This window comes from Acinetobacter sp. YH01020 (assembly GCF_013420275.1).
GTDB classification, from domain to species: Bacteria; Pseudomonadota; Gammaproteobacteria; order Pseudomonadales; family Moraxellaceae; genus Acinetobacter; species Acinetobacter amyesii.
Window position 1 is genome coordinate 1 of sequence record NZ_VOYN01000007.1, and the last position, 14,126, is coordinate 14,126.

A 14,126-nucleotide genomic window follows, 5' to 3' on the forward strand; every position below is an offset into this window, starting at 1 on the left:
AAACTCTTCAGTTTAAAATCAATAGTACATATAGTGTACCAATCTTGGCTCATCAATTACTGACAAAAATTTGCTCAAATAAACTTCGAGTAATTTCTACCATCAATCAATGAAAATAATTTCGATCGATCAATCAGTAAAAATCCACACAAGTTGTTCTTCATAATCTCTTAATGATCTTCTTGTTGGTTCGTCACCAGCAAGCTAGGTCGGCTATATTACTCTTTATTTCTAAAGAGTCAACTGGTAATTCAAATTATTTTTAAACTTATCAAATAAAACCAAACTTAATCAATTCAACCAAGTCATTGTTTTATCAGAAGTTTTAATCTTCATCACCGCCGATGGATGTGCATTCTACAGCATTTCTGATTCAACGCAACACCCTTTTCCATTTATTTTTAGTTTTTCATTACGTTTGTTTATTTATTCTACTAAATTGAGTTTTTTTACTATTTTTTGAGCATAAAAGGGACGATATTTCCATATTTGTCCGTTAATTTATCTTTTTCATTCTTTTCTTGCCATTTTAAAGCTCGACAATCGACATATTCACAGTAACCACCTTCCCCACACTCGATTTCGTCGTTGATTTTGATTTGATAGTTAAAGCTTCCTGCATAGCCCGCCCCTAGTCCAAATTTAAAATCTCCACGACTCTGCGCTTGTACATGTATTTTCATTTTGTCATTTTGGTAAATCCATTCAAATTCACGTGGCAAATACATTTTTTGCAAATTTGGGGTTTTAACAACGGGATAAACGCGCATGACTTTAAAGAACACACCTTGGTCTGCCATGAACACTTGCTGCTGATTTAAATCTCTTAGATATAAACGCGAACTCAAAATATTGTTATAACGATCTCGCGTTTGCATAAAGATAATTTGACGCTGTCGGCTAAGGTTGATTACCTGATGGGTATAAAACGCTAAAGGTAAATATGGAAACTTGCGTATTTGTGCATAAGATAATACCGCCAACTGATTTACATCATACATCTGGCCCTGAAATTTGATTTGCCCTTCACATTGGCACATCACTGACCAATATTCAGCAAGACCCAATCTTAATTTAATTAAACACGAAGAAATATCGGTAGTTTGCACGGACAAATCTAAACTGAGTTCAGTATCTTCTCGATGGATTTGAAATACTGCACCATCCCAACCGATCTGCTCTTTATCTCTAAATTTAAAGACGGTATCACTCAGACTACAGTCATCTTTAATGGAATATGATTGTAATTGACCAACCATATGACCGCTCACACTGGTCATTACTGTGGCTGTATTGAGTTCGTCTTGTTGAATGGACGCAGGATTTTGAAAAGCGGGAATCTGAGGCTGTCCGAGCCAACTCATAAAGTTAAGATAATGTAAGGGCGCAGGAAGATTCGGTAGACAAAGTCCATAATGGACTGAAGGATATGGCGTATTCGGTGCATGTAAATTTATTTTTTTATGTTGTAAATCTGGAGCTTGATTCAGTCGTCTTGATTGATCCAAGAAATCTTGAAATATCTTCATATCAAGCTCCTTTTCATTTTTTATTTCATGCTTTAACTCATGCTTCTGCCTTTTTTGCCATTAAGGTTGTGACAAAGCCAGATAATGCATAAATTACTGAAATAATTAAAATACCCATTGGAATATTATAAGTTACAGCAGCTAAAACAAAGACGATTATTGGTAACACCGCAAATGGAACACGGCGACGATCCACAGTTTTAAATGAATAGTATTTTACATTTGAGATCATCAATAGACCCACTGCAATAATCACTACCGCATTAAAAATCTGAATACCTGTTTCGCGTAAGTCGAAGACCGCAGGGATATCGATACCTACCCATACCAATGAAATAATCATAACGGCTGCGAGTGGACTTGCAACACCAATAAAGTAACGTTTATCGACGACCCCGATTTGTACGTTAAAACGTGCCAAACGGAAGGCTGCACATGCGGTATAAACAAAACATGCTGCCAGGCCAATACGGCCTAAGTCATTTAGACTCCAGCTATACATTAAAATGGCAGGTGCAACACCAAATGCTAGCAAGTCTGATAAGGAGTCAAACTGTTCACCAAATGGACTTTGTGCGCCGATAGCACGTGCGACACGTCCATCCAAACCATCAAATAATGCTGCAAGAAAAATAGCATAAATGGCTTGTTGAAATTCACCATTCATACTGGCAATTATTGAATAAAAGCCGGATAACAACGCTGCGGTTGTAATCAAGTTTGGCCACAGATAGATCCCACGACGTTTCACTTTATGCCCTTCATGGGTGTGCTCCTCTTCTTCAACTTCAAATGTAATGCCATCAAATGCATTTTCATCCTTTGAAGAAATTTCCCGCTCAGGTTTATTTGTATTTGTCATTGTTCGATCCTAACTGTGACCTTTCTTTTTCAAGTTTAAAATTATTCGCCAACTAACCAACGTACGGCTGCATGACCACCATTTTCATTCATACGAAGATGTGGGAACAACCATTGTAATGCTTCGTCCGCATCTTCAGAGAATTTCCAAGGTGGATTAATCACCAATAAACCGCAACCATTTAGACCGACTGGAGTGTCATCTGGCCATACGCAAATTTCACAAACCAACTGACGACGAATGCCAGTTTTGTACATTTTCTTTTCAAAACGTTCGATCATCGCGCGGTCTTTAATTGGATACCATACCGCAAAAACGCCTGTCGGCCATTTTTTATAAGCAGCCACCAATAATTCTACAAGCTGTGGAAAATCTTTACGTTCTAATTCGTAAGGCGGGTCAATCATGACCAAACCACGTTTTTCTTTTGGTGGAATTACGCCCAATAAACCTTCGTAAGCATCACGTTCATGCAAGCCTGCACGTTTATCAAAAATATTGTGGCGCAATTGCTGAAATACATCGCGCTGCATTTCAAAAATCGTAGCTTTATCAGTTTCACGCATGCCTTCAAGTGCAAACCACGGAGAACCTGGATAAGCGCCTTTACCAAAGTTTTCACGCATTTTTTCAACAACTTTTAAATATTGTTGAACACCTTTAGGCGCATTGCGTTTAATTGAATCATCGAGCTTAACTAAACGATGAATACCATTTAAAAACTCACCTGATTTCTGTGCTTCAGAGGTCGAAAGATCATATTTACCTGCACCACCATGTGTATCTACATAGCGATAAGGTTTATCTTTTGCATTCAGTCGACTTAATAACTGAAGCAGCAAAACGTGCTTCATCACGTCGGCAAAGTTGCCTGCATGGAAATGGTGACGGTAATTCATGTTTCTTTAATTCCTAATATCAACGGACATTTTAGCATGAAAAATAGTTTCATTCCGATGCTATTCTTGCTCTAGAATACGTCACCTTTTTTCCTCTACTTTTTGGATCGCATATGGAAACAGCCTTTCTCCCAAAGTCTTGGCCGGTTGATCAAATCCTCGATGATTTAGATCAACACGGGTTTAGCATTATTGATGACGCTTATCCTGCTGAATATATACATGCACTTGTTGAAGAATGTATGTCAAATTTAAATAAATTTAGGGATGCAGCCGTACAAAATGGGGTCATCAGTAAAATTAGAAGTGATCATATTTTATGGATTAACGACACATTAGATGTCGCACAAGAACACGTTCAAGCCTTAGAACTTTTATCAGAACAATTTAATCGCGCATTTTTTTCTAACATTCACGAAGTCGAAGCACATTTTGCTTGTTATAACGCAGGTGAATTTTATGCACTACACAAAGATAATCCTCAAGGCAAAAATGGACGTGTCATTTCAGCGGTTTATTATTTGCATGAATATTGGCAAGCCGACTGGGGCGGTGAATTGCGCTTACAAGATAAGAATGATGTTTGGCATATTTTAGAACCTAAACCGAATCGCATTGCGTTATTCCAAAGTGACCTATTACACGAGGTACTCGAAGCTAAACATCAACGTTTATCGATTACGGCTTGGCTACGTAATGACAACTCGATGTGGTAATTCGAGATTCCTCCTTTAAATCCCTTAAACTATCCTCATATATGAGTCATTCATAGATGAGGATGTACCCGATGCGTCAAAACAGTCATAAAATTATTCAGCGTATTGGCGAAACCGATCAATTATTTCTACAAGGCAACAGCCCTGAACTTGCCCTTGAGCGTGCAGACTTACGCCTGCAATTGGTTAATTTAAGTAAGAACCATCAAGAACAAGTGTATTTTCTGCAAGAAGCCATTGTTCTACTTGAGCAAAGCCGGATTGAATTTGAAGAAATGCCGATTGAGCTATACATCAATTTGTCTGTGCATTTAGCCAAAGCCTATATGGTATTTTTTGAAATCACCAAAGAGCAGCGCTATGCCCTGATTACCCAGCAGATTATGAAACCGATGTCCAAAGCTGAACATGGCGACATCTACTTCTATTTGGCCTATGCCTCTGCAGTAAAACAAGAACCTGCGTTAACCCGCCACTGGTTATATAAATACAGCAAATCTCAAGAATTCAAACTCACCACATTACTTGAGCATCCTGCATTTAATCCTTATCGCCAAGAAACTTGGTTTTTAGAATTACGCCAAAGTAAACTGCACTAAATAAAAAACACCTCCGAAGAGGTGTTTTTTATTTATGGAGAAGTGAAATCTATGCTGGTTGTAGCTTATATGCATCCATATGCAACTGTTGATTCAGCTCATCAATCCAAATGGCCCAATCATCATCTTGTACTAAATGGCTGATTAGAAAGTCGCGCTGTGCTTTATTCCAAAACGGCGCATCATGTAAATTTTCACTTGCGGCAAGCTGATGCGTACGTACGTATAACTCGATCGCAGCTGGACTGCTGGCTAACCCCAATTGAGAAAACAATAAAGCTAAGGATGGTTTATTTTGATTGAGCATCTCGCCCTCCTTATCAACTAATCTGTCATTTATTATTTAATTAACTTATATGATGCTGATAAAAAAACCTAGCGATAAAACTAGGTTTGTTGTTTCAAATTGTATTTAGATTTTGCATGATCCTGAAAGCTTATGTTCTGTATGCAATTGTTCATTTAAAATATCGACCACCATGGCCCAGTCATCATCTTTTTTCCAATGACTAATAATAAAGTCGCGCTGTGACTTCGTCCAAAATGGCGCTTCATGCAATGGAACATCCATGGTGATTTGATGCGTTTCGATAAATTGATCGATGCCTTCCGGACTTGCATCCAACCCCAATTGTTCAAAAAATAGTTCCAACGTCGGTTGTTGATCAAACATTGCCGTTCTCCTCAAGCCTATAACATTTCTCTCATCTTTATAGTTATCTGTTTATTTGACTTTGTCAGTTGCAACAGCATCTCAACGTGTTATTTTTTGTTCAAAAATTAAGCGTGGTATTTTTCGCAGGCCATAAAAAAAGCACCCCAAATGGAGTGCCTTTTTATAATTTAATTTAAAAAATTAAATTATTTAACCATGTCAGCAACTGCTGCACGTTCTTCTTCAAGCTCGTTTAGAGTGAAGTTGATACGTTCACGGCTGAATTCGTCGATTTCAAGACCTTGAACGATTTTGTATTCGCCGTTTTCAGTTGTTACAGGGAAACCGAACATTACGCCTTCAGGAATACCATAAGAACCGTCAGAAGGAATACCCATAGTTACCCATTTGCCGTTTGTGCCAAGAGCCCAATCGCGCATATGGTCGATTGCAGCGTTTGCAGCAGAAGCAGCAGAAGAAAGACCACGTGCTTCGATGATCGCAGCACCACGTTTACCAACAGTTGGAAGGAATACGTCTTTGTTCCAAGCAGCATCGTTGATTTTGTCTTTTAAGCTTTCGCCGTTTACATTTGCAAAACGGTAGTCAGCATACATCGTTGGAGAGTGGTTACCCCAAACTGTCATGTTTTCGATGTCAGAAACTGCAACACCTGCTTTTTGAGCAAGTTGAGTTAACGCACGGTTGTGGTCAAGACGTAACATTGCTGTGAAGTTTTTCGCTGGAAGATCTGGAGCAGATTTCATTGCGATGTAAGCGTTAGTGTTTGCAGGGTTACCTACAACAAGAACTTTAACGTCACGGCTAGCAACTTCGTTAAGCGCTTGGCCTTGACCGATGAAGATTTCACCGTTTACTTTAAGAAGGTCAGCACGTTCCATACCAGGACCACGTGGACGTGAACCTACAAGAAGAGCGTAGTCAGCATCTTTGAATGCAACTTTAGGATCATCAGTACCGATCATACCTTCTAAAAGAGGGAATGCGCAGTCATCAAGTTCCATCATTACGCCTTTAAGCGCTTGTTGAGCTTTCTCAACTGGAATTTCTAATAATTGAAGGATAACTGGTTGGTCTTTACCCAACATTTCACCGCTTGCGATACGGAATAATAAGCTATAACCGATTTGACCAGCTGCGCCAGTAACGGCAACACGAACTGCTTGCTTCATGTAATTATCTCCAATTGAGGAAGGTCATAATGATTAAATAGCTGTTCTATCTAATCTTAATAATCATAAACGGCAAAGATTGTACTCCAATCTTTTGACGCTTGCATGTAAAAGAGAATGCTTTTCAACAAAAGTATGATAGGAAATATAAATAAAATGCCGAAAAAAGCTTAGAAAGAACCTTTAATTATGAAAGTTGCAGGACAATTTCCGACGATAGTCGCAGGGCAACTTTTGTACTGACCATTGTTTTTATAGCAAATTTTAATCTCAGTCAGCAGACTACCACCACGGGTTTGCATACAGTTAAATTCAATACTTTGTGATACCAATCCGCTGTTCATACGCAACATTTTATTACGCAAGACATTGGCTTGAATGGATTGGGTTTCTTGACTGGTCAATTCATCTGGAATTTTTAGCTTATCTGCATGATTAATAATGGTTCTGAAATACTGGCTAGCATTCATTGGGACACAGCCGCCGGTAGTGTGCCAAAGCGCCACGCGAGCATTTTCATCAGGCATAATCCGTGCAACCACTTTCGCTTGCAACGGAGAAAGTTTAGCTGAACTATTGGTCGTGCAATCACGTGTAGAGGTTTCTGGATATAGACCCGTGATATTGAGTGAATACCCTTCTAAACATTTACGTTTTTTACTTTTTAATGGGTCATAGGCGCAAACAGCAGGCACCATTTGCACATCCATCACATACCCTTTTACAACCGGTGCAGCCGAAAGCATAGACATACCAAAGCCTGCACCACTGCCGATGAGCAGTGATGTCAGTATTCGATAAGCAGGTCTAATGTCCATTTTCGGCATTCATCATTTACCCATATTGCGCCTAAAAACAGGCGCATCTTGCTTTAAAATTTATTGCGCATTCCGTAATGGAATCATTTGCATTCTTTTTTCAATCGATTGTGGCCCCTGACCTAATAAAAGGCCGTAATGGGTTGCATTGGTCATCACATGTTTTACATAGTCTCGAGTTTCCGTTAATGGAATCGATTCCGTATATTGATCCGCTGCAATTGCTTGATATTCAGGCTGCCAGCGTCGAGCACGATTTGGACCCGCATTGTAACCTGCGGTCGCTAAGACTGGACTATTACTCAATTGACGTTGAATCATCGATAAATAGAAAGTGCCATAACGAATATTGGTATTCATATCCGTTAATGCAGCGGGGTTATAACTCTCCCCCATCTGACGAGCCACCAATTTTGCGGTGTCTGGCATAATTTGCATTAAACCACCGGCACCGACATGTGAACGTGCGCTAGTGACAAACCGACTTTCTTGACGCATCAAACCATAAGCCCATGCAGGGTCAATGCCGGCATTACGACTATGACTCACCACATAATTTTGATGCGGCATAGCATAACGTAAAGCATAATTGTGCTGTTTAGTGGTTCGATCTGCCGCATAAATCGCCCGATCATACCAACCCATATCGGTTGCACGTTTAGCTGCGGCAAGAATCATGCCATCATCATGCTTTAAATAGGCTTGACGCACTGCCCAGTTCCATTCACGGTTAATATAGCTGTCAGATGCATTAATATTGCGCAATGCAAAGGCACGACGGAAGTGAATATCCTGACTGAGACGCTGCGCATCTTGTGACGAAGGCTGCACATTTGACGGAATATTGTTATAAGACTGACCAATTTTGTCACGTGCTAACAAATTATGGTAATCATCGCCAACGGCAAGCTTGCGATAAATTTCTTTTGCCGCACGTTTAGATGAGGCATCTCCACGTTGGTCAGATGCTCGTGCTAACCAATATTGCCAACGGTCTTCTTGCTTTTGCGAAACGCTCATCGCATCAATTGCACGAATGACACTTTCCCATGCGCCAAAACGAATGGCTTGTCGCGCATAAATCTCGGCTTCTTCTGCACTAAAAGGCAGTCCATAACTCAAATCAAGATAATTTAGAACTTCACGGTTGAAATTGTTTTTCATCACCGTTGTACCACCGATATACCCGACACTACGGTATAGGGCTTTTTGTACATCGGCTGGTGTGCCTTCTGCTGCACGTTTCACCGAAGAAATCGCGCCATTTAAGTCGCTATCGGCCAAGCGACCCATCGCATAAATCAGGTATGCATGATCTTCAGCTGTGGCTTTGGGTGCAGACCATAAATAATTCAGTGGATTGGCTTGAATCGTGTTGAGTTGCGATAAATTAATATTCACGCCAATGGTTTGCGCAGTCGCAATCGCTTGCCCTGACTGTCCGGCTCTTAACTGCCCCCACATCCGTTGATGGCGGTCATCTTGAGTCATTAAAGGACTTGATAACATCATACGGCCCAAGCCAGTACACGAATCAGGTTGTGAGTTTGTGGTCAACCATACATCTTTAAATTCTGCATAAACCAGTGGATCGCCCGACTTGGCGCGGACTTGAGCCATGGCACAGGTTTCAGCACGGTCAGCATTAGTCACATATTGTAAGACAGGCTGTGCTGTAGCGAAATCAGCTTGTTTGACTTTTTCTTCAACATAATCTGCGGCTAATTTTTCTGCCATTGCCGAGTTTGGATAACGCTGTGCAAAATTAATAATGGCACTTGCAGGTTGTGAAGCCAAATTATTATTCAGTAACCAATATTCTGGATAATAGCCCAAAACATCATTTTGCATGGATGATTGGTATTGTTGTAATAAACTAATATTGCCTGCATTCGCAGCACGTAAAGCATCGTTAAACTGCTCATCTGCGGCTTGGGCAAACGCAGAAATTCCGGAGAGCCCGACACTCAAAGCAAGTAATTTAGCGTAATTTTTCTGTTTAAAATTATGTTTTAACATCCACTTGCCTTCTTTCATGTCATTCTGCTCAGTTACAGCACATCGAACTTTGTTTAGGAATTAGTTTAATAATTCTAAACTCTGCATTGTGTTCTGTTATGTAACCTTATGATTAGCCAATATTAATTTTCAAACATTTTTGCTTCATAAATCAATATGGCAGAGTTGTAATTTTAGGCTGTAAGTTTCTAGTAAATTACTGCTAAAATATTGCCCATTCTTAAAATCCCCTTTTTGACCTCCGCAGCTGCACAATTCAATTGATTGAATTGTCTGTCAGCCACGTATGGTTATTGATTTTCATAAAATTCCTTTAGGAGCCTACATGACGGTTCAAACCTTCATCCCCAATAGTGCCCAAGCTGCCCCAGATAACACTGTTACCCAGCCACAGCACACCCCAGCTCAAGATGGAGCAGTGAAAAAACTGTACATCGAAACGCAAGGGTGTCAGATGAATGAGTATGACAGTCAACGTATGGGCGACCTTTTAGGTGATTCTCACGGCTATGTGCTGACAAACGATCCAAAAGAAGCGGATATTCTCCTGATGAATACCTGCTCTATCCGTGAAAAAGCCCAAGAAAAAGTATTTTCTGAGTTAGGCCGCTGGCGCAAGCTGAAAGAAAAAAATCCTGACTTGGTGATTGGTGTTGGTGGCTGTGTTGCCTCTCAGGAAGGTGACAACATTCAAAAACGCGCACCGTATGTAGATATGGTGTTTGGTCCACAAACCTTACACCGTTTACCGCAAATGCTTGATCAACATACTGAGCAAGTGGTCAAACCGAAAAAAGAAAAAATTCAGTTGGTGGATATTTCATTCCCTGATATTGAAAAATTCGACTTTTTACCTGAACCGCGTGTAGAAGGGTTTAAAGCCTTTGTTTCTATCATGGAAGGCTGTTCTAAATACTGTTCATTCTGCGTAGTTCCTTATACCCGTGGTGAAGAGGTTTCTCGCCCACTCGATGACGTATTGGCTGAAATTGCCACTTTAGCTGAAAAAGGCGTACGTGAAATTTCATTACTCGGCCAAAACGTGAATGGCTACCGTGGTGAAACCTTCGAAGGTAATATTTGCACCTTTGCAGAGTTACTGCGTTTAGTGGCCGAAATTCCGGGCATTGGACGTATTCGTTACACCACATCGCACCCGCTTGAATTTAATGATGACTTGATTCAATGCTACCGTGACTTACCGCAAATGGTTTCTCACTTGCATCTACCAGTTCAAAGTGGTTCGAATGACGTGCTACAAGCCATGAAACGTAACCACACGATTGATGTATATATCGATAAAATTGCTAAATTACGTCAAGTTCGCCCTGATATGCATTTATCTAGTGACTTTATTATTGGCTTCCCGGGTGAGACTGACGAAAACTTCGAAGAAACTTATCAATTTATCCAAGATATGGACTTCGATCATTCATACAGTTTCATCTACTCAAAACGTCCGGGTACTCCTGCCTCAGAACTTGAAGACACCACCCCTGAAGATGTGAAAAAAGAACGTCTTGCAAAAGTTCAACAATGGATTAAACAATCTAGTATTGATAAAACTGATGCAATGCTAGGGACCATTCAACGTGTCTTGATTGAGTCTGTTTCAGACAAAGATCCGAACTTGCTGATTGGTACTGCAGACAATACACGTTTGGTTAGCTTTATCGGTGATCCTGCATGGGTTGGGCGTTTTGCAGAGATTGAAGTGACCGATATTAAAACTTTGAAGTTTGTTTACGGTGAACTCTTGAATCTTGAGCCTGACGTGGCGTAATGTAAGCTTAATCGTCAGACCAATTTAAAGGAATTCTCTTGACTGCAGCGATTCGACGTACTGTAACTTTTGCTGGTATTCCACTTGACCGTTTACAAAGCATGCTCGGTGCCTATAACGGTCATCTCAAACAAATTGAACAACGTTTAGATGTCAAAATTTCTCATCGTGCAGATGCTTTTTTTGTCGATGGGGAAATCGATGCGGTAGAGAGAGCCGAAAGTCTCCTTCACCGTCTTTATGAAGAGTCCGAAACCAATCCACAGATTAGTGCGGACATTTTACACATGATGATTCAAGGCAGTCAGACTGACCGCGAAATTCAGGAAGATTTTTCTGAAAATGAGCATACCGGTTTAGACAATGTTTATCTACAAACCCGTAAAGGTCGGATCAATCCACGTGGTGCCAATCAAAAACGCTATGTACAGCGTATTTTACAAAGCGATATTTCATTTGGTATCGGCCCAGCGGGTACAGGTAAAACTTATCTCGCGGTCGCCGCTGCTGTAGATATGCTAGAACGTAATGAAATTCAGCGTATTTTATTGGTTCGCCCTGCGGTTGAAGCAGGTGAAAAACTGGGTTTTTTACCCGGTGATTTGAGCCAAAAAATTGACCCTTACTTACGTCCGCTATACGACGCTTTGTATGAAATGCTCGGTTTTGAAAAAGTCGCTAAACTAATTGAACGTCAAGTGATTGAAGTTGCACCACTGGCCTACATGCGTGGTCGTACCTTAAATCATTCTTTTGTGATTTTAGATGAAGCACAAAACACCACCCCTGAACAAATGAAAATGTTCCTCACCCGTTTAGGTTTTGGTTCTCGTGCAGTAATCACGGGCGACATTACACAGGTCGATTTACCTCGTGGTCAACAATCTGGTTTGGCACATGCCTTACGTGTGATTGAAAAAATCAAAGAAATTCATATTACTCGCTTCCACTCTCGTGACGTGGTACGTCATCAATTGGTTCAAAAAATTGTTGAAGCCTATGAGGGATGGGACAGCGAACAACATCGCCTCACGGCTGAACAACGTGCAGAACGTAAAGCACGTCAGGAAGCCTTGGTGGCGGACAATGATGCTAAAGCTGATGGGCAGCATCAAGACGAAAACATTTAAGGATTCATTTTGAAACTTAATCTCTCCTTGCAGCAAAATTTTCAGTCACCTGAATTGGTGGTGAAACGTGCGCATATCAAAAAAGTCGTGGAAACGGCTTTACGTCATATCGATACACAAAGTGATTGTGAGATCGGTATTGCATGTGTGGACAATGACGAAAGCCACAAATTGAACTTGGAATATCGTGGTAAAGACAAACCGACTAATGTGTTGTCTTTTCCGAGCGATCTCCCCGATGAAATGGCAGCAGTTTTAGACTCATTTCCGATTGGCGACTTGGTGATTTGTATTCCTGTAGTTCTTCGAGAAGCACAAGAACAAAGCAAAGCACCCCTGACCCACTTTACGCATATGCTGGTACACGGTACCTTGCACCTCATGGGCTATGACCATGAAACCTCTGATGAAGATGCTGAAGAAATGGAAGCGTTGGAAATCGAGATTTTAGCCAAATTAGGGTTTGATAACCCTTATCTGGAAAGAGATTAAGAACAAAAAAAGCGAGCTACGGCTCGCTTTTTTTATCGTCATAAAAACCAAGGAAGGAAAGATATGCAATATGTCGTGATTTTTAAAGCACGCATTCGTACGCTTGATGAGCTGTATTTTTCGACTGCACAGCAGCTTAGAGACAAAGCCTTGACACACTTTAACTGTCAACATTTTGAAGCGCTGACAGAGGGTGAGCATGAAATTGCCCTTTCCTACTGGAATACATTAGAAGACATTCGAGCTTGGCAACAAGATGCACAACATCTGGTGGCGCAACAATTGGGGAAAAACCAATGGTATGCGAGTTTTAGCGTCGAAATCTGCGAAGTTTTGCGACGCTATCACAACTGATTAACGCACCTCAAACTCTGCTTCTGCAGGATCGAAGCGCCAAGTACGCACAATACGAAGTTCTGAGATGTCTTTCATTTTGGCATCAAACAAACCAAAAGGTGCCGCCTTACGCACAGAGGTTTTCGCAGCTTCGTCCAATAAGCTCGAACCTGAACTTTCAATCAAACGAATGGCACGAATCCCGCCATTACTGTTCAAAATAACCATTAAGCGGACTTCACCGCGGAGCTGCTGCTGTTTTGCCGCTTCAGGATAATAACGGTTACCATAAAACTCGACTTTTTCGCGAAATTTTTCCATATAGGCCGCAGAAACATCTTGCTTGGCTTGAATACCATCAATGGTTTTAATTTTTTGCTGACGGCTAAAGTTTTGCTGACGTTGTAAATATTGAGCTTCGATACTCGCTACCATCGCAGCCTTGGCCTGAAACTGACTATTCAACTCCTCAACGGCTTTTTTGCGACTGTTTTCTTCCGCTTGCTTTTGCCAACTCAAAGTTGTCATCAACACTTTATCTTCAAAGCTGAGCTCTTTCTTTTGTTGCAGTTGTTCTAAAGCTTCACTTTTTTGCTCACCGGCTTTTTGTTCGATCATCGGTGCAGGCATGTCACTCGACATCCGATGCGACTCACGGAATGTCCCCGAGCCCTGCTGATCGGCTTGCGCTAAAAAGTCTGCATGTTCAATTTTTTCCGTCGTAGGACGTAAAGAAACTGCAATTTCTTTGGTGTTATAGTCAGCCTCTTGGGGCATGGTAAATTGCATGGTTAAAAATGCCAAATGCAACACAGCAGCAAACACCAACGCAGTTGCAAATATGGGATCTTTCCACCACTCTTTCATCAAGGGCATGAACGTTATTTTTTTCAGCATCACATTAAACCGACTATTTGCCGCATTCCCCAAACTGCTTAAAACAGTATAAAATAAAACTCGTATTCATTTTTTGATGAAAACGAGAAATCCATCAACACATAGATAATGCACAATTAAAATCATGAAAATGGTGCAATTTATTTTGCTAAACTGCAAGATCAAAACCTTGTGTTTTTATAGAAATCGACAAGATAA

At 40.7% G+C, this 14,126-nt stretch carries 15 protein-coding genes; 6 read left to right on the plus strand and 9 right to left on the minus strand.

Going from position 1 to position 14,126, the window contains the following annotated elements:
• Positions 1–452: 452 nt before the first annotated feature.
• Genes FTT85_RS04270 through FTT85_RS04280 form a run of 3 tightly spaced genes read right to left on the minus strand, consistent with a single transcriptional unit; the run spans position 453 to position 3,290 of the window.
• Entirely contained in the window at positions 453–1,529 is a 1,077-nt protein-coding gene (locus FTT85_RS04270) for a DUF6670 family protein (RefSeq protein ID WP_180182972.1), read from the minus strand.
• Positions 1,530–1,566: 37 nt separating this feature from the next.
• On the minus strand, positions 1,567–2,391 hold the full coding sequence (gene pssA / locus FTT85_RS04275) for a CDP-diacylglycerol--serine O-phosphatidyltransferase (protein ID WP_180182973.1): 825 nt from the start codon (positions 2,389–2,391) through the stop codon (positions 1,567–1,569).
• A 41-nt stretch (positions 2,392–2,432) separates the two neighbouring features.
• Entirely contained in the window at positions 2,433–3,290 is an 858-nt protein-coding gene (locus FTT85_RS04280; RefSeq protein ID WP_180182974.1) for a 23S rRNA (adenine(2030)-N(6))-methyltransferase RlmJ, read from the minus strand.
• A gap of 113 nt (positions 3,291–3,403) precedes the next feature.
• Here FTT85_RS04280 and FTT85_RS04285 point away from each other — a divergent pair, with 113 nt between their 5' ends.
• Both FTT85_RS04285 and FTT85_RS04290 read left to right on the plus strand, forming a co-directional pair.
• The gene (locus FTT85_RS04285; RefSeq protein WP_180062876.1) at positions 3,404–4,006 is read left to right on the plus strand and encodes a 2OG-Fe(II) oxygenase; all 603 of its coding nucleotides are present in this window, start codon (positions 3,404–3,406) and stop codon (positions 4,004–4,006) included.
• Positions 4,007–4,077: 71 nt separating this feature from the next.
• A complete protein-coding gene (locus FTT85_RS04290) occupies positions 4,078–4,605 on the plus strand; it encodes a hypothetical protein (RefSeq protein WP_180055998.1) in 528 nt (175 codons plus the stop codon).
• A 49-nt stretch (positions 4,606–4,654) separates the two neighbouring features.
• On the opposite strand, the gene FTT85_RS04295 is transcribed toward FTT85_RS04290, so the two are convergent.
• The 5 genes from FTT85_RS04295 to FTT85_RS04315 form a co-directional block, all read right to left on the minus strand.
• Entirely contained in the window at positions 4,655–4,912 is a 258-nt protein-coding gene (locus tag FTT85_RS04295) for a DUF2789 family protein (RefSeq protein ID WP_078189234.1), read from the minus strand.
• A 105-nt stretch (positions 4,913–5,017) separates the two neighbouring features.
• Entirely contained in the window at positions 5,018–5,278 is a 261-nt protein-coding gene (locus FTT85_RS04300) for a DUF2789 family protein (protein ID WP_078189235.1), read from the minus strand.
• A gap of 188 nt (positions 5,279–5,466) precedes the next feature.
• Positions 5,467–6,453: a malate dehydrogenase gene (locus FTT85_RS04305; RefSeq protein ID WP_078189236.1), complete on the minus strand. Its 987-nt coding sequence runs from the start codon at positions 6,451–6,453 to the stop codon at positions 5,467–5,469.
• A 170-nt stretch (positions 6,454–6,623) separates the two neighbouring features.
• Entirely contained in the window at positions 6,624–7,205 is a 582-nt protein-coding gene (locus FTT85_RS04310) for a ribonuclease I (RefSeq protein ID WP_257220819.1), read from the minus strand.
• A gap of 126 nt (positions 7,206–7,331) precedes the next feature.
• Entirely contained in the window at positions 7,332–9,308 is a 1,977-nt protein-coding gene (locus FTT85_RS04315; protein ID WP_180182975.1) for a lytic transglycosylase domain-containing protein, read from the minus strand.
• A 307-nt stretch (positions 9,309–9,615) separates the two neighbouring features.
• Here FTT85_RS04315 and miaB point away from each other — a divergent pair, with 307 nt between their 5' ends.
• The 4 genes from miaB (at position 9,616) to FTT85_RS04335 (ending at position 13,049) form a co-directional block, all read left to right on the plus strand.
• Positions 9,616–11,073, plus strand: a complete 1,458-nt coding sequence (miaB, locus tag FTT85_RS04320; protein WP_180035682.1) for a tRNA (N6-isopentenyl adenosine(37)-C2)-methylthiotransferase MiaB — start codon at positions 9,616–9,618, stop codon at positions 11,071–11,073.
• Between the two features lie 38 nt (positions 11,074–11,111).
• Positions 11,112–12,203, plus strand: a complete 1,092-nt coding sequence (locus FTT85_RS04325; RefSeq protein ID WP_111885944.1) for a PhoH family protein — start codon at positions 11,112–11,114, stop codon at positions 12,201–12,203.
• Between the two features lie 9 nt (positions 12,204–12,212).
• Positions 12,213–12,695: an rRNA maturation RNase YbeY gene (gene ybeY, locus FTT85_RS04330; protein WP_078192431.1), complete on the plus strand. Its 483-nt coding sequence runs from the start codon at positions 12,213–12,215 to the stop codon at positions 12,693–12,695.
• Between the two features lie 63 nt (positions 12,696–12,758).
• Positions 12,759–13,049: an antibiotic biosynthesis monooxygenase gene (locus tag FTT85_RS04335; protein WP_078189242.1), complete on the plus strand. Its 291-nt coding sequence runs from the start codon at positions 12,759–12,761 to the stop codon at positions 13,047–13,049.
• Here the strand turns inward: FTT85_RS04335 and FTT85_RS04340 are convergent, their stop codons facing one another.
• Positions 13,050–13,907, minus strand: a complete 858-nt coding sequence (locus tag FTT85_RS04340) for an energy transducer TonB (RefSeq protein ID WP_218949928.1) — start codon at positions 13,905–13,907, stop codon at positions 13,050–13,052.
• Between the last annotated feature and the right edge of the window lie 219 nt (positions 13,908–14,126).

Bases quoted from the DNA above. Each gene is read 5' to 3' on its own strand.
- FTT85_RS04270 (WP_180182972.1), bottom strand. From the start codon at position 1,529: ATGAAGATATTTCAAGATTTCTTGGATCAATCAAGACGACTGAATCAA.
- pssA (WP_180182973.1), bottom strand. From the start codon at position 2,391: ATGACAAATACAAATAAACCTGAGCGGGAAATTTCTTCAAAGGATGAA.
- FTT85_RS04280 (WP_180182974.1), bottom strand. From the start codon at position 3,290: ATGAATTACCGTCACCATTTCCATGCAGGCAACTTTGCCGACGTGATG.
- FTT85_RS04285 (WP_180062876.1), top strand. From the start codon at position 3,404: ATGGAAACAGCCTTTCTCCCAAAGTCTTGGCCGGTTGATCAAATCCTC.
- FTT85_RS04290 (WP_180055998.1), top strand. From the start codon at position 4,078: ATGCGTCAAAACAGTCATAAAATTATTCAGCGTATTGGCGAAACCGAT.
- FTT85_RS04295 (WP_078189234.1), bottom strand. From the start codon at position 4,912: ATGCTCAATCAAAATAAACCATCCTTAGCTTTATTGTTTTCTCAATTG.
- FTT85_RS04300 (WP_078189235.1), bottom strand. From the start codon at position 5,278: ATGTTTGATCAACAACCGACGTTGGAACTATTTTTTGAACAATTGGGG.
- FTT85_RS04305 (WP_078189236.1), bottom strand. From the start codon at position 6,453: ATGAAGCAAGCAGTTCGTGTTGCCGTTACTGGCGCAGCTGGTCAAATC.
- FTT85_RS04310 (WP_257220819.1), bottom strand. From the start codon at position 7,205: ATGTCTATGCTTTCGGCTGCACCGGTTGTAAAAGGGTATGTGATGGAT.
- FTT85_RS04315 (WP_180182975.1), bottom strand. From the start codon at position 9,308: ATGAAAGAAGGCAAGTGGATGTTAAAACATAATTTTAAACAGAAAAAT.
- miaB (WP_180035682.1), top strand. From the start codon at position 9,616: ATGACGGTTCAAACCTTCATCCCCAATAGTGCCCAAGCTGCCCCAGAT.
- FTT85_RS04335 (WP_078189242.1), top strand. From the start codon at position 12,759: ATGCAATATGTCGTGATTTTTAAAGCACGCATTCGTACGCTTGATGAG.
- FTT85_RS04340 (WP_218949928.1), bottom strand. From the start codon at position 13,907: ATGCCCTTGATGAAAGAGTGGTGGAAAGATCCCATATTTGCAACTGCG.